We start from the raw sequence: 26,182 nt of genomic DNA, 5'->3' as shown, positions 1-26,182 counted from the left end.
CTTACCACGACAGTTGCACCTGCAACACGTCGCTGTACGTCCCCCCAGGCTGATTGCCCGGCAATTGCACCTGACCGTAAATCGGCAGGCTGATGTTGTTCGCATCGCTGTAAGCCACCGCCACACTCTGGCCAATGCCCAGGCTCTGGCTGTACGCCGCATCGCGAAACAGTGCATACGCCACCCGCGCGCTGCCGCTGTTGACCTGCATGTGCCGTCCGCTGCTGTTGTACTGGCCGCCATCAACGCTCATGTTCAGCGTTACGCCCGGCGTGCATTGCAATTGCACCCCGCCGGTCAGCGCGACCTGCACGGTGCCGGTAGCCAGTGCCGAACGCGAACCGAAATTCAGCCCGCCATAGTTCGACACCCCGCCCACCACCAGACACCCGGCAGTAACCGTGGCACTGACCTGAAAGCTCTGGCTCGTCGCTGCGGTCAGCGGCAGCGGCGCACTGCCGGCACAGAGCAGGAGCAGCGCGGCACAGCCATGGCGGCGCATGGCATCAGAACGTCAGTTCAACAGCGACAGTGTCGGTGTAAGTCCCCGCCGGCAAACCGGCCTTGCCCACCGCCTGACCGTAGATGTTCACCGTCTGCGCAACACCGGTGCTGGCGGCGAGATTGATCGTCCCGTCGATCGCCAGCAGTTGCGAGTGCCCGGCATCGGTGTACAAGTCGTACGGCACGTAATTGGCCACCCCGTCGTACAACGCTCGTGTGCCGCCCGGTGACATGCCGTCATGGGAACCGGCGCGCACCTTGACCGTCGGCGTGGTGCCGCTGGAACAGAGAATCGACAGTGCCCCGCCACCGCCACCCAACACTTGCCCGGTGGCCGTGGTGAACAGGCTGTTGGCGGTGCCGAAGTTCAACGCACCGAAGTTCAGCCCGGTGGAACCGCCAGCACCGTTGACCTGACAACTGCTGATCAGAATCAGGCTGGAGGTGATCTGGCCGGTGACCGTGGTGGCGGCGTTGGCACTGGAAACCAGCGCCAGGCCAAGCAACGACAAACCTATCCTTGATGCAAACATACGCATGGTGTCCGTCCTCTACGGGGTTACCAGTCGAGCGTCACCGTCAGCGTGTCGGTATAGACACCTGCCGATACCGCGCGGGTATTCGCCACCACCGAGCCGAATACCGGAATGGGTATCTGCGCAGCGCTGGTGACAGCGAAATTGTGTTGCTGGCCGATGCTGTAGCTCCGGGCGCCGGAGGGATCGACGAACAGCTGATAGGGAAGAGTCTGGCGGCCGTTGCTCAGGCGCCGGGTGTTGCCGTCACCGTGGGCGCCGCCGTCAATGGTGACGGTGAAACCAGTGACCGAAGGATTGCAGGCGACGTTGAGTTTGCCGCTGCTGTCACTGCCGAGACTGGCCTTGATCGGTGCGTTCCAGGTCGGGCCCTGAAGGCCGAAATCGAGCGTGCCGAAATCGCTGACCGGGCTGGCGGGTGTGCTGGTGTTGGTGACTTCACAGCCGGCAATCAGGATCAGCCGCGCATTGATCTGCCCGCTGACTGCCGCTTGCGCGTTGCCTGCGAGCATAGCCAGCATACCTGCCGCTACCACCATCCAGTGTTTGCCTGTCATTGCGCCCGTCCCTGCTCCTTTACGCTGACTCATTCACCGCGTTCATCATGGAACGCCTTCCTTGCACACCCGCGTCCGCCGGGTGCCTTGAAACCGTGATCACCAGGTGACCGTCACCTTGACCAGATCCGAATAACGGCTGACTCGCGGCACCTCAGCCAAGCGCTCGATGCGCGCATACAGCGGCAGTTCTACCGTGCCACTATCCGGCACCCGCCCGCTGACTGGCACATCCACCACCAGCGGTACCCGGCGCGCCGCGTCCTGATACAAGCGATACGGAATAGGTTTGCTGCCGGTCGAACCGGCCATGTAGCGGACCTCACCGACACCGCCATGCAAGCCGCCATCGACGCGCATCTGGTAAGGCGTGTCGGGGTTGCACTCCAGCCGTGGCAGGCGCTGATTGGTCAACGCGGCAGCCAACGGCCCGGCGGGGTCATCGAGGCGTGCGGTGCTGCCGAAGTCGAGCACACCCAGTTGCTCAATGCCGGCGCCACGCTGTTGGCCGATCAACTGGCAGCCGCGCTGCACATCGACGCGCACTTCGACCTGAAGATCTGCCGCATGAACAGGTGCAACGAGTGCCCCCAGCAGCCCCATGACCACATGTACATTCACTGCGCCGTTCCTTGTCAGTGATCGCTTGCGACGTCGTTTCTGTGATTGAGGTTAGCAACGGTCGACGATTCCGCCAGTCGATTGGATCCAGTGATCATCCGGGATATGTTTCGAAAGGTTGGCAATCGGTCAGGCCAAGTCGCTAAAAATAGCTGTACGTGCCGTAGGATTCTGTCCAATAACCGCCCACTCTGGAATCGTCGCGGTGGCTGGCCAGGTCGGCGTCTGGTTACACTACGTCGCCACGCTCCCGGAAGCCGGTCTTGACGAACACGGAGACGCCCCCAGTGCCTGCCCACCTGCCGAAACGATCGCGACTGATCCAGCGCTGGCCGGCATTGCGCCGTTGGTTGGGCAAGGGTTTGCCGGCCAGTGCCGGGCATGACGCCAGTGCCCAGTCGATCCGCGACTACTTCCGGCACAAGGCCAGCGGTCAGGGTTACACCCTCAGTCATAGCCAGCAGCGCGTCATCGAGTGCATGGCGCAGCAAGCCAGCCTGTTGTTTGGCGCAAGCGGCCGAACCGCACCAAGTCTTTATCTGTTCGGCGCCGTCGGACGCGGCAAGAGCTGGTTGCTCGATGGTTTCTTTCAGGCCTTGCCGATCACCCAGAAACGGCGTCTGCATTTCCATCAGTTTTTCGCGCAATTGCATCAGGGCATGTTCAGCCATCGCGAGCAGGACAATGCCCTCGAAGTGACCCTCGACGAATTGCTGGAGGATTGTCGGGTGCTGTGTTTTGACGAGTTTCATGTGCATGACATCGGCGACGCCATGCTCATCACCCGGCTGTTCAAGGCATTGTTCAAGCGGCGGATTCTGCTGCTGGTGACCTCCAACTATGCGCCTGACGGCCTGCTGCCCAATCCGCTCTATCACGCCCGCTTCAAACCGGTGATCGAGCTGATCAATACGCACATGCAGGTGATGGAAGTCGGCGGGCCGCACGATTACCGCAGTCACACGCGCCACTCTGCGCAGCAGATATTCACTCAGGGGCATTACGTGTGGCCAGCCACGCCAGCGCAACGCGCCGCTCTGGAGCTGCCGCCTGCGGATGCGCCGGGCGTTGCGCTAACCGTCGGCACCCGGCAGATTCGGGCTCGCTGGTGTAAAGAGCGAAGTGTCGGTTTTACCTTCAACGATCTGTGTGAACAACCGACGGCGGTCATGGATTATCTGGAGCTGTGTCGACGTTTCGACCGCTGGATCATTGATGATCTACCGGAGCTGGGAGAATGCCCGATCGCCGCGCAACAACGCTTCATCAACCTGATCGACGTGTTGTACGACCAGGACAAGCATCTGACGTTGCTGGGTCGCCTGCCCTTGCACGAAAGCCTCGACGGCCACGCCATTGACCTGGCGCGCACGCGCAGCCGGTTGGGGCAGTTGCAAGAGATGCACAACGACGACTGACCACACCGACCCTGTGGGAGCGAGCTTGCTCGCGAAAGCGCCCTGTCAGTCACATATAAGGGGCTGACACTCCGCCTTCGCGAGCAAGCTCGCTCCCACATGGTTCCATGACGCTTGCAGCATTGCGCTCAAGCCCGGAACCCGCTTTGCCGTTATCATGTCGCCCATCCTCAGCGCCCCCGCGTTGCTCCACTGATCATTAGCGAACACCCCACATGCACACCCTTGCTCAATTACGCGCCGGCGAGTTGTCGGGCATCACGCGGCTGGACCTGTCCTGCGGACTGACCGAGTTCCCGGTCGAGATTTTCGAACTGGCCGACACTCTGGAAATCCTCAACCTCAGCGGCAACGCACTGAGCAGTCTGCCGGATGACCTGCATCGTCTGACGCGACTGCGGGTGCTGTTCTGTTCCGACAACCCGTTCACCGAACTGCCGGCCTGTCTCGGCCAATGCGCGGCGCTGACGATGGTCGGCTTCAGAGCCAATCGCATCGTCAACGTACCCGGCGAAGCTCTGCCGCCGCACTTGCGCTGGCTGATCCTGACCGACAACTGCATCGAAAGCCTGCCGAGGGAACTCGGTGAGCGCCCGGCCCTGCAAAAGCTCATGCTGTCCGGCAACCGCCTGCAAGCGCTGCCGCCTTCGTTGAGCAACTGCCATCGGCTTGAGTTGCTGCGCATCTCCGCCAACCACCTGACCGAACTGCCGCAGTGGCTGCTCGCGCTGCCGAGCCTGACCTGGCTAGCGTACGCCGGTAACCCGCTGGAAACCGAGGCAGACGCCGCCGCGCTGGAAGCGACGCCGCAGATTACCTGGTCGGCGCTGCGTCTGGAGCAACGGTTGGGTGAAGGTGCCTCGGGAGTGATTTCCCGGGCGAGCTGGCAACGCGACGACGGCTCAGTGACGTCGGTGGCGGTGAAATTGTACAAAGGTGAAATGACCAGCGACGGTTCGCCGCTGCACGAAATGAACGCCTGTATCACCGCCGGCCTGCATCCCAATCTGATCCGCATCGAGGGGCGCATCAGTTGCCATCCCGACGGCCAGCAGGGATTGGTGATGCAACTGATCGATCCGTCCTTCCGTAACCTCGCCGACCTGCCAAGCCTGGCATCCTGCTCGCGGGATGTTTACGCCGAGGATTGCCGGTTCAGTGTCGAGGTGGCGCTGAACATTGCCAGAGGCATCGCCTCGGCAGCGGAGCATCTGCATCAGCAAGGCATCACCCACGGCGATCTCTACGGGCACAACATTTTGTTGAACGAGCGCGGCGATTGCCTGCTCGGGGATTTTGGCGGGGCGTCGTTCCATGCCATTGCCGACACGGCGCAAACGCGCGCGCTGCAACGTATCGAAGTACGTGCGTTCGGGATTCTGTTGGGTGAGTTGCTGGCGCGCATCGACTCGGGGTTGAGTGATCAACTGCGTACGGTGCTTGAAGAGCTGGAGCGACGTTGCTGTCAGGCGGATGTGCTGGCGCGGCCGGGGTTTGCTGAGGTCATACGGCAGCTTGAGAATCTGTGACCGCTGCGCGGTCAATCGCGAGCAGGCTCACGCCTACAGTGGACGGTGGTGATCACGAATGATGTGTTCACCTCTGGCCTGTAGGCCTTCGCCTGCTCGCGATGTGGCCATCACTGACGCAGTCGATCAGCCCGCCAGGCCAACAAACATGTCCTGCACGTCATCATGGTTGTCGAGGCCTTCGAGGAACGCTTCAACCTCAGCCATCTGCTCGTCGCTCAGGCCGCTGACCGGGTTCTTCGGCTGATAGCCAAGCTTGGCCGACAATACCGTGAAACCTTGCTCCGGCAGGGATTTCTGCACCGCGTCAAGGTCAGTCGGGTCGGTCAGGAACAGCGTCGCGCCGTCTTCACCCGCTTCAAAATCCTGGGCTCCGGCTTCGATGGCAGCCATTTCCGGATCGGCGTCCGGGGTGTCCGGCGAGGCTTCGATCATGCCGACGTGGTTGAAGTCCCAGGCCACGGAGCCGGAAGCGCCCAATTGGCCCTTGCGGAACGCGACGCGGATTTCCGCTACGGTACGGTTGACGTTGTCAGTCACGCACTCGACGATCAGCGGCACCTGATGCGGGGCGAAACCTTCGTAGGTCACGCGATGGTATTGCACCGCTTCACCCAGCAGGCCTGCGCCTTTCTTGATCGCGCGATCGAGGGTTTCTTTCGGCATCGAGGCTTTCTTGGCCTGTTCGACCACCAGACGCAGGTGTGCGTTGGTGGCAGTATCGGCACCGTTGCGCGCAGCAATGGTGATTTCTTTCACCAGCTTGCCGAAGATTTTGCCCCTGGCGTTGGCTGCCGCTTCTTTGTGTTTAACCTTCCACTGTGCGCCCATTACTCACTCTCTTGATCTGTGGCGCCGAGACATCTATTGGCCGACGCGTGGCGCCAAGTTTATACGGCCTAAAGTCGGCAATCGACCAAAAAAATCGTAATGCTGAATCGACATTTTCACCAGAACGTGTAGGGCGATTCTGAAAAGCCGCTTTGACATAACCATTCAGCGCTGCGGTTTCGTACCCTCTGGGGCCATATTGCCAGACAGAGCCTGTGCGAATGCTCAATGACATGGAAAGTCCCTTCACGCTGACCCTGACCGACAGTGGGTTGCAAATGCCGGTGTTGCGTTTTCGCGGTGAGGAAGCGCTCAATCACCCCTACCGCTTCGACATTGAACTGATCGGCCTCGGCCAGGCCATGGCCCCAGCCACGCTGTTGCAGCAGCCGGCATTTCTGCATCTGAGTGACCATCACGGGATTCACGGCCGCATCGAAAGCGCCAGTTGCGAACATCGCGGCGCCCATAGAGTCGGCTATCGACTGCTGCTGGTACCCTCTCTGCAACAGCTCGCTCCAGCGCGCAAGCGCCGCGTATTCGTAAACTTGAGCGTGCCGCAGATTCTCCAACGGTTACTTGAGGAAAACGCGCTGCCGATCGACAGTTACCGAATGGAGATGATCGTTGACCAATACCCCAATCGCGAGTTCTGTATCCAATATGAGGAAAGCGACCTGGCATTGCTGCAACGACTGTGCGAGGAAGAAGGCATTCATTACCACTTCGAGCATGACCTGAACGGGCATGTCGTGGTGTTCGCCGATGACAGCCTGAGCTTGCCCCAAGACACCACGCTCCTGCCGTTCAGTCTCGATGACGATGCTCCCTCGCCGTGTATCGCCACGTTGTTCCAGCGCCATGACGCGGTGCCGGTTGCGCCGCTACGCCATGTGCGTGATCGCGGACACCGACACGCCAGCGAGGATGCCGCCAACCAGACTGTCATCGGCCCGACAACGGCGCTGTCAAAGCAGCATCGCTATGCCGAACAACGCAGTCGTCGCCATCTGCAGCGTCAGCGCTGTCAATATCGCTCGATCCATGGCCGTAGCAATTGCGCGGATTTGCTCAGTGGTCAATTGATTCAGGTCGCGGAGCATCCGATCAACAGTTTCAACGAACAATGGTTGATCACCGAAATGCACCATCATGGGCAGCAACCGTCGATTCTCGATCCGACACCCAGCGTTTACCGTTACCACAACGATTTCGTTGCCCTGCCCTGGTCGACGGAATTTCGCCCGGCACTCAAGCAGCCGCGACCGATGATCCCCGGCTATCACCAGGCGCGCGTACTCGGCACGCCCGGGCAGCCAGCCACCCTCGATGACCAAGGCCGAATCAACGTCAACCTGTGGCCAGGCTCAACTGTGCAGGCAGACGATGGAATATGGCTGCCGATTGCCCTGACCAACGCCAATGGGCGGATCGCAGCCCATGAACTGCCCTGTGCCGGCAGTGAGGTATGGGTGAGTTTTCTCGACAGCGATCCGGATCGACCGATCCTCTGCCTGGGCACGCAAGGCGAACTGCCGCAGCAACAAATACCGCCCACTCAAGCCTGCCCCCAGCTACTCGACTGGCTCCTCTACCGCAACTGACCCACCCGCGCAGGAGCTGCCGCAGGCTGCGATCTTTTGATCTGGTTTTTTAACAAACAAGATCAAAAGATCGCAGCCTGCGGCAGCTCCTACACAGGGTGGTGGGTTTTCAGGCCTTGTCGGCCTTGCCCGCCGCCGCGGCGAATTTTGCCAGGCGCACGTCCAGATGCCGTGGTCGGCGACCGTGGTCTTCAGCGCGCTCCTTGCGCCGGATGGCGTTGCGCACCATCAGCGAACCGAAGTAACGAATCGGTTCCGGCGGGAAGTAGCCCAGCGGGCCGTTGACCAGCGGCGAGCGCGTCCACGGGTTATCCAGGCCCTGCACCAGCGACGCGAGAATCTGCCCGCCCATGTGACACGGACCGACGCCGCTACCGGAATAGCCGAAACCGTAAAACACATTGCCGCTGCTGCTCATCTGCCCGAAAAACGGCAGGCCGGTCACCGAGCGATCCGAGGGACCGTTCCAGGTCGCGTCGACTTTGACCTCGGCAAACGCCGGGAAAAAATCGGCAAGACTGCGCTGGAGCAGCCCCGCATAGGGCGACGGCTGATCGAATACCGGCAGCATCCGCCCGCCATAAGCGAACGTGTTGCCGCCCTTGCCGAGCATGATCCGGCCGTCCGGGGTGTTGTGGTAGTAGTGGACGAAAATCCGTGAATCGAGCACGGTGACGCCACTGGTCAAGCCGATTTCCTGAAGCAGTTCCGGGCGCGGTTCGGTGATCAGCATGTCGCTGGAAACGATTGCCACACTGCGTTCGAACTGCGGGAAAGCGCGGGCCATCCAGGCGTTCATCGCCAGCACTACACGGTCGGCGATCACATTGCCGTTCGCTGTCTGGATACGCGCCGGACGGCCCTCCTCCAGCCCGGTCATCGCCGTGTTTTCGTGGATTTTCACGCCCAGTTGCAACGCCACCCGGCGCAAACCGCGCACCAGTTTGCCGGGTTGCACACTCGCCGCTGCCGGCGAAAACCAGCCCTCCAGATGTTTGCCGGAGCCAGCCATGCGCTGGACATCGGCCACTGGACGCTGGCTGAACGAGTTGATGCCGTTACGCTCCAGCGCGGCGATCACCGCGTCGGTCGAGCCGACCTGCGCGCGATTGGTCGCGGTGTACAACGTGCCGTCGAGCCGGTAATCGGCATCCACGTCGTACTGCTCGCAGAACTCGCCGATGGCGTGGATGCTGCGCTCCGATTCCTTGACCAGCCGCACCGCTTCTTCCACACCGAACAAGCGCTCGAGAGTGAAATACTTGGCCGACCACGACAACGCGCAGCCACCGTTGCGCCCACTGGCGCCAGCGCCGCAGATGTCCGCTTCGATCAGTAGCACATCGATTTCGGGGTTCTGCTGTTTGAGCATGATCGCCGTCCACAAACCGGTGTAACCGCCGCCGACGATGCACACGTCAGTGCGCACTTCGCCTTGCAGCGGCGCACAGATTTCAGAAGTATCGGTCTGCAAGGCCTGCTCCAGCCAAAACGGTCTCATGGGTTTTCTCCAGTCAATTGGCCACGACACAGCCTGCCGCGAGCGCCGCAGCAGGCCGCGAGGCAAGGGGTTTCAGGAACGCAGGGGTTTGATCGTCAACGGGCAATTGGGAATGGATGCGCGCGGTTCCATCACGCCGACCGGGCGACTGTTCCAGTGTGGAATCAGCACCAGTGCCGAGAACAAGGCGCAACCGGCGAAGACAATGAACACCGTGACCGTATCGAAGTATCCGGGAAGCAAACCGCCAAGCACCGCGCCGACCGAGCCGCAGCCGTTAACGAAGCCTGCCGCCGTGGCGCCAGCCTTGGCCTTGCCGAAGTCGATGGCAGCCGCACCGCTGATCATCGAATCCGGGCCGTACAGGGTCAGGCCCATGACAAACAACAGCGCCACCACGATTATCACGCTACCGGACTGCAACGCCGCCATGAACAGCGCCAGCGTCACGGTGAGCAAGAGCAGACTGATCACGCACGCGGGCATGCGGCGGGCGCCGAACAGTTTGTCCGAGGCCAGACCGATCATGATCGGCCCGAGCAAACCGGCCAGTTCGAACGAGGTCGGAATGATTGCCGCGCCGACCTTGCCGACGCTGGGCATCTGTTCGAAAACGATCACCGGCCCCCACAACAGAATCGCGTAACGCGCCGGTTTCAACATGAAATACGCCAGGCCCAACACCAGTACCGTGCGGTTGCGCAGGATTTCCTTCAACGGTTCCCAGACACTGAGTTTGCTGTTGGCTGCGGTTTCTTCAGCCGTGAGTTCGGGCTCCGGCTCGACTGCCGGCAAGCCGACGTCTTCCGGTTTATTGCGTTGGAAGATAAAGAACAACACCGCGACCACGGCGACCACGGCGGCACTGGAAATAAACGCCGCGTGCCAACTGCCAACGAGCGTGTATGCCCACCAACCGGCAAACGGTGACGCCACCAGACCACCAAAGGCATAGCAGGAACTCCATAACCCGAGCACCCGCCCGCGCTGTTGCGCAGGGAAGAAACTGCCAAGGTTTTTACACAACCCCGACCATCCCGTTGATTGCGCCAAACCTTGAATCAACATGCAGGTGGCGAAGATCGGCAGCGTGGCGAAACTTCCCATCACCAGCGCGGCAGCGGCGGAAATCAGCAAACCGCCGAGTACCACCACCCTTGGGCCAAAGCGGTCGGCGAGCATGCCCCAGGTGAACTGGCCGACGGCGTAAGCCGCCAGATAGATAGCATCAAGGTTGGCCATGGCCATTTTGTCGAGCATGAAGGTGGGGTCTTCGGCAATGCCGAGTTTGGCCACCGAGAAAGCTTTGCGGGTGAAGTAGAAAGCGGCGTACGCGAGCCAGGTGACAGCGAAAATCTGCACGCGCCAACGCGCAATGGTGCCGATGTGCTTGTTCATGGTGGTTCTGACCTCAGGGTGTGAGTGTGCCGGCAGAATCGTTAAGAAAAACGCCTGTGTTTTTATTGTTGAGCACTGCGATATCAGCCCGTCCCTATGGCGATACCGGTCAGATGAGTCCTGCTGTTGCACGCACAGGCTCATCGCCATCCCTGCTGCCCGTTCGGACAGTCAGCGATGGCGTGAGCGGATCAAAGCAATTACTGTTTAATAAATAAAATCGATTTATCGTATTTCACACATAAGCTCAGCTTGTTACTGGAGCAATCATGTCGGTCTCCCACGCCCAGCTCAAAGCCTTCCATGCGGTGGCCGTGCATGGAAGCTTCACCCGCGCCGCCGAGCGCCTTTTTCTCACGCAACCGGCGATATCCGACCAAGTGCGAAAACTGGAGGAACGTTTCGGCGTTCTGCTGTTTCACCGCAATAAACGTTCCGTGCGCCTCACCGATCTGGGCGAACGGCTGTTGGCGATTACTCAACGCCTGTTCGTGATTGAAGCGGAGGCGCAGGAATTGTTGCAGGAATCCCAGGCCCTGCAGACCGGCAGCCTGATTCTGGCGGTGGATGCACCGGTGCATGTGTTGCCGCAGATCGCGCGGTTCTGCGAGCGCTATCCGGGAATCAGCGTGAAGATCGAGACGGGCAACACCGACGAATCGTTGTTTCGCCTGTTCAACTATCAGGCGGATCTGGCGCTGCTGGGGCGTGATGTCAGTGATGAGCGCTTGATGTGTGTGCCGCTGCGTAACGATCCGATGGTGGCGTTCGTGTCGCGCAATCACCCATGGGCCGAGCGCGAATCGATCTGCCTGGCGGACCTCGATGACACGCCGTTGGTGTTGCGTGAGCACGGCTCGGTGACACGGCAGACCCTGGAAGAAGAAATGGCCCGCGCGGGGTTTCGCATTCGTCCGGCGATTCAGGTTGAAGGCCGCGAAGCCGCGCGCGAGGCGGTGGTGGTGGGGATTGGCGTAGGGGTGGTGTCGGCGGCGGAATTTGGTGCGGATTCGCGGGTGTGCGCCCTGCCCATTATCGACTGCACCCGGCGTTTGACCGAAACCCTGGTGTGCTTGCGTGAACAAAGCTCGCGGCGTGTGGTGGCGACGTTTCTGGAGATGGTTCGCGAGAGCCTGCAATAGCACCGAGCCTGCGACGCCATCCGTAGGACGTGGTCTTTTCCGTCGTAAAACGAATGTATCCAGTTCGACAACGTCAGCTACAATTGCGCTTCATCACATGTGACAAGAAATTTCACAACATCATTGACCGTGACGCATCGAACCTCACACTGTTCGATGCCGGAATCCAGTACCCATCGCGATGAAAATAATAGATTCGGTTCGAGATCACTTCTGGAAAAAATGGATTCGCCAGCATGACTGCAAAGTCGCCGGCGGCATTTTTTCGTTGCACAAGCGTTCGAGGCTGATTCTTGAAGAACACGTCAGCATTGGCCATGTGGTGATCGAGTCGAAACAACTCGCCATCGGTGCGCACACTTACATCAGAAGTGATTGCGTACTGTCTGCTGTTTCCTCGATTGGCAGGTTTTGTTCAATCAGCACGCGGTGTTTTATTGGCCAGCAGAAGAGTTCTCATCCAACCGACTGGCTCAGCTCACATCCCTTTCAGTACACCGGAACGGCATTGACGTTCGACCCGGTAGTGGCTGATGTCACGATTGGCCACGACGTCTGGATTGGCCACAGCGCGATGATCCTTGAAGGTGTACAGATTGGTACCGGCGCCATTATCGCGACCCGCGCGCTGGTCACTCAGGATGTGCCGCCCTACGCGATCGTTGCCGGCACTCCGGCGAAAATCATCAAGTATCGGCATGACCCGGACACCATCGAAAAGCTACTCGCCAGCGAGTGGTGGAATGTGGATGTAAATGCTCTCCAGACACTGCCGCTGGATGATCCCGAAGCCGCTTTGATTCAGTTGCAAGGAATGCCGCTCAAACAGGCGACCTACCGGAAAATTGAAGTTTCGCGAAAAAATACGGCAGTTCTGCCAGCGACTCCGCTATTGGTCATTGCGGCGCCAATGCAAAAAATGCCTGAATCAATCGTAAATCCCGGCGTCGCTCCATGCAGCCAATCATGTGCCGGTTCACCAGCCCTTCCCCCGCAATCGGAATTGCCACCACTCGCGGGTCGTGGCTGACCTCCACCGATGACACCACGCCAACGCCCAGCTCGGCGGCCACCGCTTCGGTTACGGCTTCGCGGCTATCGAGCTCCAGCAACACACGCGGATGGATCGACGCCTGCGCACACGCCTCATCAAACGTGCGCCGGGTGATCGAACTCGGCTCGCGCAGCACCATGATCACCTGATCCAGTTCCTTGAGTTTCACTTCACCGGCACGCACCGCCCACGGATGCCCCGCCGGCACCAGTGCGCAAATCTGCGACTCGCTCAACCCCTGTAAATGCAGACCCTTGCGCGGCTCGACTTCGGTCAGCACCGCCACGTCCGCGTGCTCGGACAACAACGCCGCCAAGGTTTCCTGGGCATTGCCCAAGCGCAGATTCACCGTGATCCCCGGATACCGCGCGCGCAGACTGGCGAGCATCGGCATGACCATGTGCGGGCCGTCCGCCGCCACTTCCAGGCGTCCGGTGAGCAATTGTCGATTGGCCTCGAGCAGCACCTGCGCTTCCTCCGCGAGGCCGAACATTGCCCGAGTGATCGCCGCGAGTTTGGTGCCCTCCTCGGTCAGTTCCACCCGTCGTGCAGTCCGTCGCAACAGAGTGATCTGGTAGTGCTCCTCCAGCGCCTTGATGTGCCCGGTGACCGCCGGCTGACTGATGAACAACCGCGCCGCAGCGCGGGTGAAGCTGCCTTCACGGGCGACGGCGTCGAAGGCGCGCAGCTGAAACAAGTTCATGAATAACTCTCACTGATGGCTGGCATAACAACAAACAATTTGATTGATACAACGGCGAATTGCAACGTATGCCCCGTAGCTTCATCCCCCAGCGCTATCCGAGGACACACGAATGAGTATCGCCGAACCCATCCTGCTCACTCCCGGCCCGTTGACCACTTCGGCCCGCACCCGCCAGGCGATGATGGTCGACTGGGGGTCATGGGATGACCGCTTCAATCAACTGACTGCCAGCCTCTGCGAGCAACTGCTGGCAATCCTCAACGGCGCCGCGACTCACCACTGCGTGCCGTTGCAGGGCAGCGGCACCTTTGCCGTCGAAGCCGCCATCGGCACCTTGGTGCCGCGCGACGGTAAAGTTCTGGTGCTGATCAACGGTGCCTACGGCAAGCGTCTGGCGAAGATCTGCGAAGTACTCGGCCGTTCGTTCAGCACCTTCGAAACCGCTGAAGACGAACCGACCACCGCCGCCGACGTCGACCGCCTGCTGCGTGCCGACGGCGACATCACTCACGTCGCGTTGATCCACTGCGAAACCAGCACCGGGATTCTTAACCCTTTGGCGGGAATCGCCGAAGTCGTTGAGCAACACGGCAAACGCCTGATCATCGATGCCATGAGCTCCTTCGGCGCGTTGCCGGTGGATGCGCAGAAAGTCCCGTTCGATGCATTGATCGCCGCGTCCGGCAAATGTCTGGAAGGCGTGCCGGGGATGGGTTTTGTCTTCGCCCGCAAAGAATCGCTGGCTGCGGCTGCCGGCAATTCGCATTCGCTGGCGATGGACCTGTTCGACCAGCACGCTTACATGACGAAAACCGGTCAATGGCGCTTCACCCCGCCGACCCATGTGGTCGCGGCGCTGCACGAAGCGTTGTTGCAGTACAACGAAGAAGGTGGCCTGCCGGCGCGGCATGCACGCTATGCCGCCAACTGCCAGGCATTGATGGAAGAGATGGCCAAGCTTGGCTTGCGCAGCTTCCTGCCAGCGGCGATTCAGGCGCCCATCATCGCCACGTTCCATGCTCCGCAAGATCCGCGTTATCAGTTCAAGGACTTCTACGAACGGGTCAAGGCCAAGGGCTACATCCTTTATCCGGGCAAGCTCACTCAGGTTGAAACGTTCCGTGTCGGCTGTATCGGTCACGTCAGCCCGGACGAAATGCGCCAGGCCGTCGCGGCTGTTGGTGAAGTGCTGCGCGAAATGGAAGTCCTCGATATCTAAAACCCACACAAATCCCCTGTAGGAGTGAGCCTGCTCGCGATGAGGCCGTGTCAGTCGACGAAGATGTTGAATGATCAACCGCTATCGCGAGCAGGCTCACTCCTACAGTTTGAACTGCATTTCAAATCAGGAATTTAATTGCCATGAACTACGTCAATCCAAGCAAACTGCAAGCCGCGATCCTCGACTGGGCTGGCACCGTGGTCGATTTCGGTTCGTTCGCCCCCACGCAGATTTTTGTCGAAGCCTTCGCCGAATTCGACGTGCAAGTCTCCATCGAAGAAGCTCGCGGGCCGATGGGCATGGGCAAGTGGGATCACATCCGTACCCTGTGCGATCAGCCGCAAGTCGCCGAGCGCTATCGCAAAGTGTTCGGCCGCTCGCCGACCGATGATGATGTCACTGCAATCTACAAGCGTTTCATGCCACTGCAGATCGAGAAAATCGCCGAGCACTCGGCGCTGATTCCCGGCGCCCTGGAAACCATCGCCAAGCTGCGCCAGCAAGGGATCAAGATCGGTTCGTGCTCCGGCTATCCGAAACAGGTCATGGATAAAGTCGTCGAACTGGCCGCCACCAACGGTTACGTCGCCGACCACGTGGTCGCCACCGACGAAGTGCCGAACGGCCGCCCGTGGCCGGCTCAGGCGTTGGCCAACGTGATAGCGCTGGGCATTGACGATGTCGCTGCGTGCGTGAAAATCGACGACACCGTGCCGGGCATCCTCGAAGGTCGCCGCGCCGGGATGTGGACGGTCGCGCTGATCTGCTCGGGCAACGCGCTGGGCCTCGATTACCAGGGCTTCCGGGCGCTGGGCAGCGATGAACTGGCCTCTGAACGCAAGCGTATCCACGCGCTGTTTGAAGGCTCACGCCCACACTACATGATCGACACCATCAGCGATTTGCCGCAAGTGATTGCCGACATCAACAAACGCCTGGCGGCGGGTGAGATGCCGCAGAACGATTAAGACCGACTAAAAAAACCGCCAGCTGATAAACAGTTGGCGGTTTTTTATTGAACAACTTAAATACTCAATCGGATTCCAGGCTGTTAAACCCGAGTCATCCTAAAAATCAAACAACAACATTCACTCAACAACAAGATTGCCTTCTGCGTCATATTTCAATCCGTCCGCATAACGAATCGAACCGTCCGCCAATTGCTCGCTGCCGTCAGCCCAGACGATACGACCATCTGGAAACTCAACTGTCTCATCCGGCCAGACAATACGACCGTCCGGATGCTCTACCCTGCCGTCAGCATGCTGAATGATACCGTCCGGTCGGGTGATCTGGTTGCGCTCAGCATTGACGACGCTACCATCGATCAGTGTGGTCGACCCGTCGGGCTTGCCAATACTGCCGAGGGCGTTCACCAGATTGATCAGGGCCACTGGATCAATGTTGATGTTGAAGGTAGGCCACGGCATTGGCGGACGGACGCTTACCGGTGGGTTGGTGCCTGGCGTCACTGGCTTGACCGGTGGTTTGGTGCCCGGCGCTACTGGCTTGACTGGAGGTTTGACCGGCGGTTTCACGGGAGGCTTGACCGGTGGTTTGACCGGGGCAGGCTTGACTGGCGGCTTGACCGGAACTACCGGCGGCTTGACCACGGGTTTGGAGGGCGACGTCACTGGCGGTTTGCCGGGCACAGGTTTGGGTCGCGATATCGGTGGTTTTGCCATCGCTTTTTTTACAATGTTCTTACTCTGTTTACGATCCAGAAGAATACTGAAAGTCATCTATAAATCCTTTTATACAAAATCCTGTCATTAATGAAATCACTTCTAAACCAACCGGCTCAAAAGTAACAACTGCCCGCAACACTAACCACCCCGACCATTTCAATCAAATGCTCTACAGATTCAAAACATAAACAACAACCGGTTACATCGAAACAGATCAAACTTTCCACAGACACTAAACAGGTCATAAAAGAGCAGATAAAAAAACTTCTGATGCATTCAGGCAAAAATGCTCAAGGACGTTTACAGTTAATGCATGCCGTCGGAGAAACGGCGCACTGGAGCCTGAACCGAGAGGAACACCGTATGCCGTGGACAAGTTCAGAATCGCGCTACAGCACTGTGTCGGTGCTGCTGCACTGGCTGATGCTGGTGTTGTTGGTGCTGGTCTATGCCAGCATGGAATTGCGCGGCCTCTTTCCCAAGGGCAGTGGCGGCCGCACGCTGATCCGCGAAGTGCATTACATGCTTGGCCTGACCGTGTTTGTACTTGTGTGGTTTCGCCTGCTCGCACGTAGCCTCGGTCCGGCGCCGAAGATCTTCCCGGCTTCACCGCAATGGCAAACCGTACTGGCGCGACTGATGCACTGGGCGCTGTACCTGTTCATGATCAGCATGCCGATTCTCGGCTGGCTGATCACCAGCGCTGAAGGGCACCAGGTGATGTTTTATGGCTTTGATCTGCCGCTGCTGGTCGCAGAAAACAAAGACTTCGCCAAGCAGATAGAGCATTGGCACGTGCTGATCGCCACGATCGGTTACTGGCTGATCGGGCTGCATGCGCTGGCGGGGATCTATCACCATTATGTGGTGGGCGATAACACGCTGTTGCGGATGATGCCCAAGCGCGGTTGACTGTTGGAAGTTGCCATTGTGCCGAGTGGGCGTGCACCCCCACCCCAGGTCAGGTGCAGTCAGGAAGAAAGAGAGAACCCGCGTCGGCCCTGCAGGCCGCCGGTATGGACGAAGATCAGCCGCGTCCCCATGGCAACCCTGCCCGCTTCGACCTGTTCCTTAAGCGCCAACAATGCTTTGCCGGTGTACAGCGGTTCCAGTGGTACGCCGCTGGCCTGCTCGTTCTGCTCGATAAACTTCAGCAACGACGGATCTACCTTGGCAAAACCGCCACGGCTGGCTTCGATCAACTCATAGCCCGCATTCGCCCTCCCTGCTGCTTGCAGGATCGACTCGATATTCGTCGCCACGCCATGATCCTGCGGCACCGCCAGTGCGCCAAACACCGGATGCGCCCCCGCCTCGGCCAGCACTAACCCCGCCAGCGTCGTGCCGGTGCCGCAGGCCAGCCACCAGCCGTGATAATCGCTCCAGCCGAGCGCGTGCAACTGCGCGTCGAGTTGCTGTTTGATCGCAGCGCAACCCAGCGCGCCGGCCAATCCCCCACCGCCCTCGGGCACCGCATACAACTGCGGATACTGTGCGCGCCAAGGCTCCCAGAACCCCGGCTCGTGTCGCGCCCGATAGCCGCCGTAACCCAACCAATGCAATTGCATGCCGAACGCTTGCAGGTCCTGCACCGTCGGAGTGTCCTGCGCATGCCCGCGCAACAGCCCGACCGTTTTAAAGCCCAGACGCTTACCCGCCGCCGCCAAGGCATGCAAGTGATTGGAATGAGCGCCACCTGGACTGATGATGCCTTCAGCACCCGCACGCTCGGCAGCGTTGAGGTGTTCAGCGAGCTTGAACCATTTATTGCCACTGATCAGCGGGTCTATCTGGTCGAGGCGCAGGATGGCCACGTCAATACCGGCGGAGCTCAACCAGTCCAGATGAAGGTGTTCGAGGGGGGCATGGGGAAACATGAGCAGAGCACAATCTGAAAAAAACACATACTAGTAGGAGCTGCCGCAGGCTGCGATCTTTTGATCTTGTCTTGAAAAAACAGAATCAAAAGATCGCAGCCTGCAGCAGCTCCTACAGAGGGTATTTACAGTTCAGCGGCCAGGCGCGAGCCTTGATTGATCGCGCGTTTGGCATCCAGCTCTGCGGCGACATCGGCGCCGCCGATGAGGTGCACGTTCTGTCCGGCTTCGACCAGACCATCATGCAGCTCACGCAGCGGATCCTGCCCCGCACAAATCACGATGTTGTCCACCGCCAGCACTTGCGGCTCGCCGGTTTCGCCGATGCGGATGTGCAGACCTTCGTCGTCAATGCTCAGGTATTCAACGCTATTGAGCATTTGCACCTGCTTGTTCTTCAAACCGGTGCGGTGAATCCAGCCAGTGGTTTTGCCCAGGCCATCGCCGACCTTGGTTTTCTTGCGCTGCAACAGGAACACTTCGCGCGCCGGCGCATGCGGAGCGGCTTTGATTCCGGCCACACCACCACGGGCTTCCAGTTGCGTATCGATGCCCCATTCTTTCCAGAACGCGGCACGGTCCTGACTGGTGGCCACGCCTTCATGGACGAGGAATTCCGACACGTCGAAACCGATACCGCCAGCGCCGATCACCGCCACGCGCTTGCCAACCGGCTTACGCTCAAGGATCACGTCGATGTAGCTCAACACCTTGGCATGCTCGACGCCGGGAATCGCCGGCAGACGCGGCGCAATACCGGTGGCGAGGATGATTTCGTCGTAGCCGCCTTCAACCAGTTTCGTCACGTCGACGCGGGTGTTCAGACACACCTCGACATTCGTCGTCTGCAACTTGCGCTTGAAGTAACGCAAGGTTTCGAAAAACTCTTCCTTGCCCGGCACACGTTTGGCGATGTTGAACTGACCGCCGATCTCGCTGGCCGAGTCGAACAGAGTCACCTGATGGCCACGCTCGGCCGCCACGGTCGCAGCCGACAAACCCGCAGGGCCGGCACCGACCACGGCGATTTTCTTGATCTGCTGCACCGGCAGATAGTTGAGTTCGGTCTCGTGGCACGCACGCGGATTGACCAGACAACTGGTGAGCTTGCCGCCGAAGGTGTGGTCAAGACACGCCTGGTTGCAACCGATGCAGGTGTTGATTTCGTCCGCGCGACCTTCAGCGGCTTTGTTGACGAAGTCCGGGTCGGCCAGAAACGGCCGCGCCATCGAAACCATGTCGGCATCGCCTTCGGCAAGAATCTGCTCGGCGATTTCCGGGGTATTGATGCGGTTGGTGGTGATCAGCGGAATGCTCACCGAACCGCGCAGCTTGGCCGTGACCTTGCTGAACGCCGCACGCGGCACTTTGGTGGCGATGGTCGGAATGCGCGCCTCGTGCCAGCCGATACCGGTATTGATGATGGTCGCACCGGCCTGTTCGATGGCTTTGGCGAGGATGACGATTTCATCCCAGGTGCTGCCGCCCTCGACCAGATCGAGCATCGACAGACGGAAAATGATGATGAAGTTCGGCCCCACCGCTTCGCGTACGCGGCGGACGATTTCCACCGGCAGGCGCATGCGGTTTTCGTAGCTGCCACCCCAACGGTCGGTGCGATGGTTGGTGTGCGCGGCGAGGAACTGGTTAATGAAATAACCTTCCGACCCCATGATCTCGACGCCGTCGTACTCAGCGGTTTGCGCCAAGACCGAGCACGTAACGAAATCGCTGATCTGCTTCTCGATGCCTTCCTCGTCCAGCTCTTTGGGCTTGAACGGGTTGATCGGTGCCTGAATTGCGCTCGGTGCGACCTGTTTCGGGCTGTAGGCATAACGGCCGGCGTGAAGAATCTGCATGCAGATCTTGCCGCCCGCGTCGTGCACCGCGCGGGTGACGATACGGTGCTTGAGCGCCTCTTCTTCAGTGGTCAGTTTGGCCGCACCGGAATACACCCCGCCCTCGTCGTTCGGGCCGATCCCGCCGGTGACCATCAGGCCGACACCACCACGGGCACGCTCGGCGAAGTACGCCGCCATGCGCTCGAAGCCGCCCGGCTTCTCTTCCAGGCCGGTGTGCATCGAGCCCATCAGCGTGCGGTTGCGCAGCGTGGTGAATCCCAGGTCCAGCGGGGCCAACAGGTGCGGGTAATGAGCGGCGGTCATCGGTAACTCCACAACGAGCGATCACGGAAAAAGTGCGGGAGCTCTGCGTCCCCCGTCAGTCATGTGGCACAGACTAAGAGTCATACTGCTGCCACTCAATGACCGTAACTGACAACTTATTGATCCAAATGCGCAGCGCCCCTTGGCAACCGGCGCCATGGGCCCTAACCTAGTCGCCACACCCTGTACCCGGTTGTTGTTGGATTTCATGCGCAAACTTTTGTACCTGACGTTTTCCATGGCCCTTGTGGCTGTCCTTGCTTCCTACGCCATGTGGGCGGCAGACCGGCCGGCGGGCCATTATCTGTCGGACCTGCGCATCAAACTGGCGGTCGATGAGGGCACGCCCGCCGGCCGCGGCAACCTGTTGGGCATCCAGCCCGAACTGTTCCCCACCGACTATCAAAGCCCCGAACGCCTGCACCGCAAACTCGCGGCGTATCTGCAGCAAGCTCAGGATCGAGGCTTGTTGAACGAGAAAACCGTGGTGGTGTTGCCGGAACACATCGGAACCTGGTTGATGATCAGCGGCGAGAAAGACGAGCTGTATCAGGCGCCGACCCTCGCCGAAGCCATGAACTGGCTGGCCGCGAGCAACCCGCTGTTGTTCGCGCGTGCCTGGCTCAGCGCCAAGGGCAAAAGCCGTCTCGATGACGCCCACCTGCGTATGAAATCAAAAGCCATGGCCAAGGACTATCAGGCGCTGTTCGGTGGCCTGGCCAGGGAATTCCATGTGACGCTCGTGGCCGGTTCGATCGTCTTGCCGGAGCCGATCATCCGCGATGGTCAGCTCAAACCCGGCAGCGGCGCACTGTTCAACAGCAGCGTGGTGTTTGGCCGCGATGGCGTGCCACTGGGGCAACCGCAGCGGCAGATGCACCCGATCTTCGATCAACGCGAGGTGATCGAGGGCGAAGATCAACACGCGATCAACGTCGTCGACACCCCTGCCGGGCGCTTGGGCATCCTCATCGGCAGTGACAGTTGGTATCCGGACAATTACCGCAAACTCGACGAGCAAGCTGCGCAACTGGTGGCGGTGCCAGCGTTCGTGGTGGGCCATGGTGTGTGGAACCAACCGTGGGGCGGCTACAAAGGTTCGAGCACACCGGGCTCGGTCAGCCTCAAACCCGGCGAAGTCAGCGAAGGTCAGGCCTGGCATCGCCTCACACTCACCGCGCAACCGCCGAGCAGTCGCGCGATTGCTGGGGTGAGTGTGTTCCTGCGCGGGCAGTTCTGGGACAAGTCGAGTTCAGGACAAAGCTTCCTCAACAGCAACGGTCAGCAGTTCGCCGACAGCGAAGCCCGTGGTGCCCGTTTGTTGAATGTCTGGTTGTAACTCATGAAACCCCTGCCGATGCGTCTTGGCGATTTGTCGGTGGGTTTCGTTCACAGCCTCGCCGACGCGGTGCGCAGTCATGCTGCCGATCCGCTGCCACTGCTTGAGCAATACGGCCTCGATGCCGCACGTCTGGCCGAAGCAGGAGCACGCCTGTCGATTCCGCGTTACATGCGCCTGGGCCACGCGGCGATCCAGCTGACCGACGACCCTGCTTTGGGGCTGCGGATGGGGCAAATGAGCCGTTTGAGCCAGGCCGGACTGGCCGGTGTCACCGCCGCGCAAGCGCCGACCGTGCGCGAAGCCGCCCGTTGCCTGATCCGTTTCGAACCACTTTACGGCTCCAACTATCGCGGGCAATCGAGCTTTCACGAAGATGCCAATGGCGCATGGCTGCGCTTCTATTCGATCAGCCCGTACAACGCCTACAACCGCTTCGTGGTGGACTCGATCATTGCCGGTTGGCTGCAACAGTTGTCCAGCGTCAGTCGCCAAGTACTGCGCGCCGAACGCATCGAAATCGAATTCGCCGAGCCGGCTTACCGCGAGGCCTACGCTGCGCTGGGTGATTGTCCGATCCTGTTCGGCGCCGAACGCAATCAACTGCGTCTTAGCCTTCACAGCCTTGCGCAACGCAACCCCGAACACTGTCCAAGCACCTGGCGGCATCTGCTGCAATTGTGTGAACGGGAACTGGAGCAACTGACGCGTACCCGCAGCCTGCGCGAACGCATCACGCAATTGCTCGGGCCGTTGCTCAACGGCGGTCGCGAACCGGATCTGGAAGAAGTGGCGGCACGCCTGAAGCTGCCGACCTGGACATTACGGCGCAAGCTGACCGAAGAAGGCACGCAGTTTCGCGCGATCCTCAACGACACTCGCCGTGATCTGGCGATGACGTACATCCGCGATACCGAACTGGCATTCGGTGAAATCGCTTACTTGCTTGGCTTTGCTTCAGCCGAAGCCTTCCAGCGGGCATTCAAGCGCTGGACGGGGCAGACGCCCGGCGAATTTCGTCGCAGTCATCGCCAAACAGCGTAAAACAGCTACTACGAGCAGTAGCTTACAGCTCGGTAGCGTCTTCGGCCGGCTCGGGTTGATCCAGTTCAAAGGCCTGATACTCGAGCAGCTCTTCTTGATAGTCATCCATTGCGTTATCCCCCTGCTGCTCTGTTGAATGGGCCTGGGCAAATGCCCAGTGCCTCGAGCATAAACTGCCCGTATGAAGGAAAAGTGAAACCCGGCCTTCATCAATAAAACGTAGCAGGTGGTCAGGAATTTATCGCGGGACTTTTGTCCGGGGAATGTAACTAAATTTTAAGTCAGCCCCAAACGAAGCAGGAGTGAGCCTGCTCGCGATAGCGCAAGATCAGTCACATCGTTAATGACTGCTCTACCGCTATCGCGAGCAGGCTCACTCCTACAGGGTATTACTCGATTATTGGCCGGACGCTGGCATCGCCGGAATCGGCTCGGTTGGCGGTGGAATATCCGGATTGGCCGGCGGCGTAATGGTTTCGGTCGCCGGGGCAGGCTCGGCCGTTGGCGCCGGGGTGATCGGCGCAGACTCCGTTGGCGGCACAACAGGCTCCGAGCTCACTGGCGCCGCTTCTGCGGGTGCTGGCGCCGGTTCGGCAGCAGGCGCAGGGGTTGCGGCAGGCGTCGGCGTCAACGCGGCCGGCGCAGGCTTAGGCTCTGGCATCCCCAGATCGGCCTTCGGCTTCTCTTCGATATGCGCCGCCTTCTTCGCTTCAGCCGGCATGAACTGTTCGACCAGCGTAAAGAAACGCTCGTAGAACTTTTGTGCCGTCACTGTTTCGCTGGCGACCTTGACCATCGAATCGTCCGAAGAACCGATCGGCATCGACACCGAGCCCAACACGCCGACACCAAGGCTGGCGGAGTTGTTGGTTTTCTTCAGCGCATAACGATCCTGCAAGGCGTTGGCGAACATCGTGGCATGGTGCCCGGCGGTGCCGTCATCGGCGCAGACCACATTGAAGCTGATCTCCATATGGGTATCGCCGGTTTGCTGGAAACTCTTGTGGCCGCTGACGATTTTCGGATCGCTGCTGGTGATGATGTAACCCTGGCTGAGCAACGCGCGACGGGCTGCTTCGCAGCTGACCGCATCAGTCACCGGATAATTGCGCGAAAATGTACCGGAGTCATCGAAGTTCTCATGCTCGTACATCGGCTTGTCCTTCGAACAGCCGGCAACAGCGGTCAACAACAGCGCCAGCCCGAAAACACGCATGGGAGTGGAAATCAACATTGAACATCCTGAGGGAAAACAGTCCGGGGCGTATTGTGCAACAGATCGCGGCCCTGCGGCGTATGGATTAGTGTCTTAAAACAGTTACAACTCTATCGACAATGAATGGCAGGTAAAAGTCGCCAGCATCGCTGACCAATGAAGATCTCGTCATTAGCTGCCAGTCGACCACAAAAAAGCCCCGGCATTGCGGCCGGGGCTTTTTGTCTAGCTGCTCAGTCAGGCATCAGAAACGCTTGATTTCAGCCTGAGCTTCCAACTGCTTGCGGTACGCTGCGAAGTCCTGCTGACCTTCACGGGACGCGAGGAAGCGACGGTATTGAGCCTTCTCTTCATCGCTCGGTGCCGCTGCTTCGTTGACGCCGTTCAGGCGTACGATCATCAGACTGCCATCCGGCAGCGTCACGCTGCTGAACGTCGGCTTGTCCTTGGCCGCTGGTTTCGGCATGCGGAACAGCGCCTGCAACACGGCCGGATCAACACCTTCCTGCGCACGGGTGGCCGCTTCGGTGGCTTTCCAGCTCTGACCTTCGACGGCCTTGTCCAGCGGCGCCTTGCCATCGCGCAGATCAGCGATCAGCTTCTCGGCCTTGGTCTTGGCAGCAGCGCTGGCGTGCTCTTTGGTCAACTGGGTGCGGATGGCCGCGCTCACGCTTTCCAGAGGCAGTTGCGCAGGCTTCAGGTGCTCCTTGGAGCGCAGCACGATCACGGTTTCCGGATCCAGTTCGATGGCGGTGCTGTTGGCACCCTCATCAATCACTTCGGGGCTGAATGCTGCAGTGATCACGGCGCGGTTGGCTGCAACACCTTCGCCACCTTCACGGCCAAATGGCTTGGAGGTGTGCACGGTCAGTTTCAGGTCTGCCGCTGGCTGTGCCAGATCAGACGCTTCGAACGCGGAGTCTTCCAATTGCTTGGTCGCTTCGACGAAACGCTGCTCGACCTGAGCCGCTTTCAGCTCGCGCGTCAGTTTGTCTTTCAGGCTGGCCAGAGTCGGCACTTCAGGTGCTTCTATCCCCAGCAGCTTGATCAGGTGGTAACCGAAATCGGTACGCACCGGCGCGGAAACCTGATCTTTGCTCAGCGAGTACAAGGCTTTTTCGAAGGCTGGATCGTAAACGCCAGGGCCTGCATAACCGAGGTCACCGCCATTGTTGGCCGAACCCGGATCTTGCGAGAACTCTTTGGCCAGCGCTTCGAATTTCTCGCCCTTGGCCAGACGTGCCTGGACTTCTTCGATCTTCGCCTTGGCCTGAGCTTCGGTGGTCTTGTCGTTCACTTCGATCAGGATATGCGCAGCACGACGCTGTTCCGACAGGTTGGCGATTTCTTTCTGATACGCCGCCTGCAGGTCTTCGTCCTTGACGGCAACCTGGTCGAAGAACGACGACTTCTTCAGCTCAAGGTAATCGATGACCACTTGATCAGGGGTCATGAATTCCTTCGCGTGCTCGTCGTAGTAAGCCTTGACCTCGTCGTCCGTCAGCTTCACCGCAGCCGGATCGGCCTTGATGTTCAGGGTGGCGAAATCGCGTGTCTGTTTTTCCAGACGGGCGAATGCCAGCACTTCAGCGTCAGTCACAAAACCGCTGCCCGCTACACCGGCACGCAGTTGGCCGATCAGCATTTCCTGAGCCAGCATCTGGCGGAACTGCATGCGGCTGTAACCCAGTTGACGGATCACCTGGTCGAAACGCTCGGAACTGAACTTGCCGTCGACCTGGAATTCAGGTGTCTGCAGGATCACTTGGTCCAGTGCGCCTTCGGAGAATGCGAATTTCGCCTGTTCTGCGCCTTGCAGCAGCAGCTTGCGATCAATCAGACCCTTGAGGGCCGATTCGCGGAGCATTTTTTCGTCGAGCAAGGAAGCATCGAAGTCCTTGCCCAGTTGTTGCATCAACTGACGGCGTTGCATATCAACGGCCTGGCTCAGTTCGTTCTGGCTGATTTCTTCACCGTTGACCTTGGCCGCCTCATTCTTGTGAGTCGTGGCCTGGAAAATGGCGTCGAAACCGGTCAGCGCCATCAGTGCAACGATGACCCCGATAATGGTCTTGGCAATCCAGCCTTGTGAATTGTCCCTGATATTCTGCAGCATGCGTCCCCCAGAAACGGTTGAACTTCAAAATTAGGCAACCGTGGAGCGTGGGTAGAATCCGGATAGAAGAAAGGCGCATCCGAGGATGCGCCTTCTCGTAACTGGCGGAGCGGA

At 59.7% G+C, this 26,182-nt stretch carries 22 protein-coding genes and 1 pseudogene; 10 read left to right on the top strand and 13 right to left on the bottom strand.

Annotated elements, in window-relative coordinates; translation table 11 throughout:
* Position 1: 1 nt before the first annotated feature.
* The 4 genes from ACIPIZ_RS05165 to ACIPIZ_RS05150 all read right to left on the bottom strand — a co-directional run bounded on the left by ACIPIZ_RS05165 (position 2) and on the right by ACIPIZ_RS05150 (position 2,200).
* Positions 2-502, bottom strand: coding sequence for a spore coat U domain-containing protein (locus ACIPIZ_RS05165; RefSeq protein ID WP_016983916.1), 501 nt, complete (start codon positions 500-502; stop codon positions 2-4).
* A gap of 4 nt (positions 503-506) precedes the next feature.
* Entirely contained in the window at positions 507-1,043 is a 537-nt protein-coding gene (locus ACIPIZ_RS05160) for a spore coat U domain-containing protein (protein ID WP_064389251.1), read from the bottom strand.
* Between the two features lie 20 nt (positions 1,044-1,063).
* Positions 1,064-1,597, bottom strand: a complete 534-nt coding sequence (locus ACIPIZ_RS05155; protein ID WP_253484720.1) for a spore coat U domain-containing protein — start codon at positions 1,595-1,597, stop codon at positions 1,064-1,066.
* A gap of 99 nt (positions 1,598-1,696) precedes the next feature.
* Positions 1,697-2,200: a spore coat U domain-containing protein gene (locus ACIPIZ_RS05150; RefSeq protein ID WP_064389249.1), complete on the bottom strand. Its 504-nt coding sequence runs from the start codon at positions 2,198-2,200 to the stop codon at positions 1,697-1,699.
* A 305-nt stretch (positions 2,201-2,505) separates the two neighbouring features.
* On the opposite strand from ACIPIZ_RS05150, the gene zapE reads away from it, so the two are divergent.
* Positions 2,506-3,636, top strand: a complete 1,131-nt coding sequence (zapE, locus tag ACIPIZ_RS05145; RefSeq protein ID WP_401164393.1) for a cell division protein ZapE — start codon at positions 2,506-2,508, stop codon at positions 3,634-3,636.
* Positions 3,637-3,851: 215 nt separating this feature from the next.
* Positions 3,852-5,165 (top strand): leucine-rich repeat-containing protein kinase family protein, encoded by a 1,314-nt coding sequence (locus tag ACIPIZ_RS05140; protein WP_401164390.1) that lies wholly within the window; start codon positions 3,852-3,854, stop codon positions 5,163-5,165.
* A gap of 126 nt (positions 5,166-5,291) precedes the next feature.
* Here ACIPIZ_RS05140 and ACIPIZ_RS05135 read toward each other — a convergent pair whose 3' ends face one another.
* The gene (locus tag ACIPIZ_RS05135; RefSeq protein WP_064389246.1) at positions 5,292-5,996 is read right to left on the bottom strand and encodes a YebC/PmpR family DNA-binding transcriptional regulator; all 705 of its coding nucleotides are present in this window, start codon (positions 5,994-5,996) and stop codon (positions 5,292-5,294) included.
* A 221-nt stretch (positions 5,997-6,217) separates the two neighbouring features.
* On the opposite strand from ACIPIZ_RS05135, the gene ACIPIZ_RS05130 reads away from it, so the two are divergent.
* Positions 6,218-7,600 carry a type VI secretion system Vgr family protein gene (locus ACIPIZ_RS05130; RefSeq protein ID WP_401164388.1) on the top strand — a complete coding sequence of 461 codons (1,383 nt, stop codon included), beginning with the start codon at positions 6,218-6,220 and terminating at the stop codon, positions 7,598-7,600.
* 109 nt (positions 7,601-7,709) lie between these two features.
* Here the strand turns inward: ACIPIZ_RS05130 and ACIPIZ_RS05125 are convergent, their stop codons facing one another.
* Together ACIPIZ_RS05125 and ACIPIZ_RS05120 are read right to left on the bottom strand one after the other, a co-directional pair.
* Complete coding sequence (locus ACIPIZ_RS05125) at positions 7,710-9,101, bottom strand: FAD-dependent oxidoreductase (protein ID WP_064389244.1); 1,392 nt, start codon at positions 9,099-9,101, stop codon at positions 7,710-7,712.
* 72 nt (positions 9,102-9,173) lie between these two features.
* Positions 9,174-10,499: an MFS transporter gene (locus ACIPIZ_RS05120; RefSeq protein ID WP_064389243.1), complete on the bottom strand. Its 1,326-nt coding sequence runs from the start codon at positions 10,497-10,499 to the stop codon at positions 9,174-9,176.
* A 269-nt stretch (positions 10,500-10,768) separates the two neighbouring features.
* Here ACIPIZ_RS05120 and ACIPIZ_RS05115 point away from each other — a divergent pair, with 269 nt between their 5' ends.
* On the top strand, positions 10,769-11,641 hold the full coding sequence (locus tag ACIPIZ_RS05115) for a LysR family transcriptional regulator (protein WP_064389242.1): 873 nt from the start codon (positions 10,769-10,771) through the stop codon (positions 11,639-11,641).
* 181 nt (positions 11,642-11,822) lie between these two features.
* Positions 11,823-12,518, top strand: a pseudogene (locus ACIPIZ_RS05110) (CatB-related O-acetyltransferase); the annotation flags it as partial.
* Positions 12,519-12,537: 19 nt separating this feature from the next.
* Here ACIPIZ_RS05110 and ACIPIZ_RS05105 read toward each other — a convergent pair.
* Positions 12,538-13,398, bottom strand: a complete 861-nt coding sequence (locus ACIPIZ_RS05105; RefSeq protein ID WP_064389239.1) for a LysR substrate-binding domain-containing protein — start codon at positions 13,396-13,398, stop codon at positions 12,538-12,540.
* A gap of 112 nt (positions 13,399-13,510) precedes the next feature.
* Between ACIPIZ_RS05105 and ACIPIZ_RS05100 the strand changes: the two genes are divergently transcribed.
* Both ACIPIZ_RS05100 and phnX read left to right on the top strand, forming a co-directional pair.
* Complete coding sequence (locus tag ACIPIZ_RS05100; protein WP_064389238.1) at positions 13,511-14,620, top strand: 2-aminoethylphosphonate--pyruvate transaminase; 1,110 nt, start codon at positions 13,511-13,513, stop codon at positions 14,618-14,620.
* Between the two features lie 143 nt (positions 14,621-14,763).
* On the top strand, positions 14,764-15,591 hold the full coding sequence (gene phnX / locus ACIPIZ_RS05095) for a phosphonoacetaldehyde hydrolase (protein ID WP_401164383.1): 828 nt from the start codon (positions 14,764-14,766) through the stop codon (positions 15,589-15,591).
* A gap of 120 nt (positions 15,592-15,711) precedes the next feature.
* On the opposite strand, the gene ACIPIZ_RS05090 is transcribed toward phnX, so the two are convergent.
* Positions 15,712-16,365 carry a hypothetical protein gene (locus ACIPIZ_RS05090; protein WP_064389236.1) on the bottom strand — a complete coding sequence of 218 codons (654 nt, stop codon included), beginning with the start codon at positions 16,363-16,365 and terminating at the stop codon, positions 15,712-15,714.
* Positions 16,366-16,674: 309 nt separating this feature from the next.
* Between ACIPIZ_RS05090 and ACIPIZ_RS05085 the strand changes: the two genes are divergently transcribed.
* Positions 16,675-17,223 (top strand): cytochrome b, encoded by a 549-nt coding sequence (locus ACIPIZ_RS05085; protein WP_064389235.1) that lies wholly within the window; start codon positions 16,675-16,677, stop codon positions 17,221-17,223.
* 59 nt (positions 17,224-17,282) lie between these two features.
* Here the strand turns inward: ACIPIZ_RS05085 and ACIPIZ_RS05080 are convergent, their stop codons facing one another.
* Positions 17,283-18,188: a 1-aminocyclopropane-1-carboxylate deaminase/D-cysteine desulfhydrase gene (locus tag ACIPIZ_RS05080; protein WP_150647217.1), complete on the bottom strand. Its 906-nt coding sequence runs from the start codon at positions 18,186-18,188 to the stop codon at positions 17,283-17,285.
* A gap of 125 nt (positions 18,189-18,313) precedes the next feature.
* Positions 18,314-20,353: an NADPH-dependent 2,4-dienoyl-CoA reductase gene (locus tag ACIPIZ_RS05075; RefSeq protein WP_105704852.1), complete on the bottom strand. Its 2,040-nt coding sequence runs from the start codon at positions 20,351-20,353 to the stop codon at positions 18,314-18,316.
* 208 nt (positions 20,354-20,561) lie between these two features.
* On the opposite strand from ACIPIZ_RS05075, the gene ACIPIZ_RS05070 reads away from it, so the two are divergent.
* Positions 20,562-21,692, top strand: a complete 1,131-nt coding sequence (locus tag ACIPIZ_RS05070; RefSeq protein WP_401164381.1) for a nitrilase-related carbon-nitrogen hydrolase — start codon at positions 20,562-20,564, stop codon at positions 21,690-21,692.
* Positions 21,693-21,695: 3 nt separating this feature from the next.
* Positions 21,696-22,736 carry an AraC family transcriptional regulator gene (locus tag ACIPIZ_RS05065; protein ID WP_064389231.1) on the top strand — a complete coding sequence of 347 codons (1,041 nt, stop codon included), beginning with the start codon at positions 21,696-21,698 and terminating at the stop codon, positions 22,734-22,736.
* A 397-nt stretch (positions 22,737-23,133) separates the two neighbouring features.
* Here the strand turns inward: ACIPIZ_RS05065 and ACIPIZ_RS05060 are convergent, their stop codons facing one another.
* Positions 23,134-23,970: a DUF2242 domain-containing protein gene (locus tag ACIPIZ_RS05060; protein WP_064389230.1), complete on the bottom strand. Its 837-nt coding sequence runs from the start codon at positions 23,968-23,970 to the stop codon at positions 23,134-23,136.
* A 226-nt stretch (positions 23,971-24,196) separates the two neighbouring features.
* On the bottom strand, positions 24,197-26,068 hold the full coding sequence (locus ACIPIZ_RS05055; RefSeq protein WP_401164376.1) for a SurA N-terminal domain-containing protein: 1,872 nt from the start codon (positions 26,066-26,068) through the stop codon (positions 24,197-24,199).
* Positions 26,069-26,182 lie beyond the last annotated feature (114 nt).

The organism is Pseudomonas sp. NPDC087690 (genome assembly GCF_044743175.1).
GTDB lineage: Bacteria > Pseudomonadota > Gammaproteobacteria > Pseudomonadales > Pseudomonadaceae > Aquipseudomonas.
The sequence above is the reverse complement of the archived record's forward strand: the minus strand, read 5'-3'. Positions and strand labels throughout refer to the sequence as shown.

Excerpts from the sequence above, each read along its gene's own strand:
- ACIPIZ_RS05100 (WP_064389238.1), top strand. The coding sequence starts at position 13,511 with ATGAGTATCGCCGAACCCATCCTGCTCACTCCCGGCCCGTTGACCACT.
- ACIPIZ_RS05135 (WP_064389246.1), bottom strand. The coding sequence starts at position 5,996 with ATGGGCGCACAGTGGAAGGTTAAACACAAAGAAGCGGCAGCCAACGCC.
- ACIPIZ_RS05160 (WP_064389251.1), bottom strand. The coding sequence starts at position 1,043 with ATGCGTATGTTTGCATCAAGGATAGGTTTGTCGTTGCTTGGCCTGGCG.
- ACIPIZ_RS05085 (WP_064389235.1), top strand. The coding sequence starts at position 16,675 with ATGCCGTGGACAAGTTCAGAATCGCGCTACAGCACTGTGTCGGTGCTG.
- ACIPIZ_RS05080 (WP_150647217.1), bottom strand. The coding sequence starts at position 18,188 with ATGTTTCCCCATGCCCCCCTCGAACACCTTCATCTGGACTGGTTGAGC.
- ACIPIZ_RS05090 (WP_064389236.1), bottom strand. The coding sequence starts at position 16,365 with ATGACTTTCAGTATTCTTCTGGATCGTAAACAGAGTAAGAACATTGTA.
- ACIPIZ_RS05155 (WP_253484720.1), bottom strand. The coding sequence starts at position 1,597 with ATGACAGGCAAACACTGGATGGTGGTAGCGGCAGGTATGCTGGCTATG.
- ACIPIZ_RS05075 (WP_105704852.1), bottom strand. The coding sequence starts at position 20,353 with ATGACCGCCGCTCATTACCCGCACCTGTTGGCCCCGCTGGACCTGGGA.
- ACIPIZ_RS05060 (WP_064389230.1), bottom strand. The coding sequence starts at position 23,970 with ATGTTGATTTCCACTCCCATGCGTGTTTTCGGGCTGGCGCTGTTGTTG.
- ACIPIZ_RS05055 (WP_401164376.1), bottom strand. The coding sequence starts at position 26,068 with ATGCTGCAGAATATCAGGGACAATTCACAAGGCTGGATTGCCAAGACC.
- ACIPIZ_RS05105 (WP_064389239.1), bottom strand. The coding sequence starts at position 13,398 with ATGAACTTGTTTCAGCTGCGCGCCTTCGACGCCGTCGCCCGTGAAGGC.
- ACIPIZ_RS05140 (WP_401164390.1), top strand. The coding sequence starts at position 3,852 with ATGCACACCCTTGCTCAATTACGCGCCGGCGAGTTGTCGGGCATCACG.
- ACIPIZ_RS05165 (WP_016983916.1), bottom strand. The coding sequence starts at position 502 with ATGCGCCGCCATGGCTGTGCCGCGCTGCTCCTGCTCTGTGCCGGCAGT.
- ACIPIZ_RS05150 (WP_064389249.1), bottom strand. The coding sequence starts at position 2,200 with ATGGGGCTGCTGGGGGCACTCGTTGCACCTGTTCATGCGGCAGATCTT.
- ACIPIZ_RS05115 (WP_064389242.1), top strand. The coding sequence starts at position 10,769 with ATGTCGGTCTCCCACGCCCAGCTCAAAGCCTTCCATGCGGTGGCCGTG.
- ACIPIZ_RS05065 (WP_064389231.1), top strand. The coding sequence starts at position 21,696 with ATGAAACCCCTGCCGATGCGTCTTGGCGATTTGTCGGTGGGTTTCGTT.
- ACIPIZ_RS05120 (WP_064389243.1), bottom strand. The coding sequence starts at position 10,499 with ATGAACAAGCACATCGGCACCATTGCGCGTTGGCGCGTGCAGATTTTC.
- ACIPIZ_RS05070 (WP_401164381.1), top strand. The coding sequence starts at position 20,562 with ATGCGCAAACTTTTGTACCTGACGTTTTCCATGGCCCTTGTGGCTGTC.
- ACIPIZ_RS05130 (WP_401164388.1), top strand. The coding sequence starts at position 6,218 with ATGCTCAATGACATGGAAAGTCCCTTCACGCTGACCCTGACCGACAGT.
- phnX (WP_401164383.1), top strand. The coding sequence starts at position 14,764 with ATGAACTACGTCAATCCAAGCAAACTGCAAGCCGCGATCCTCGACTGG.
- ACIPIZ_RS05125 (WP_064389244.1), bottom strand. The coding sequence starts at position 9,101 with ATGAGACCGTTTTGGCTGGAGCAGGCCTTGCAGACCGATACTTCTGAA.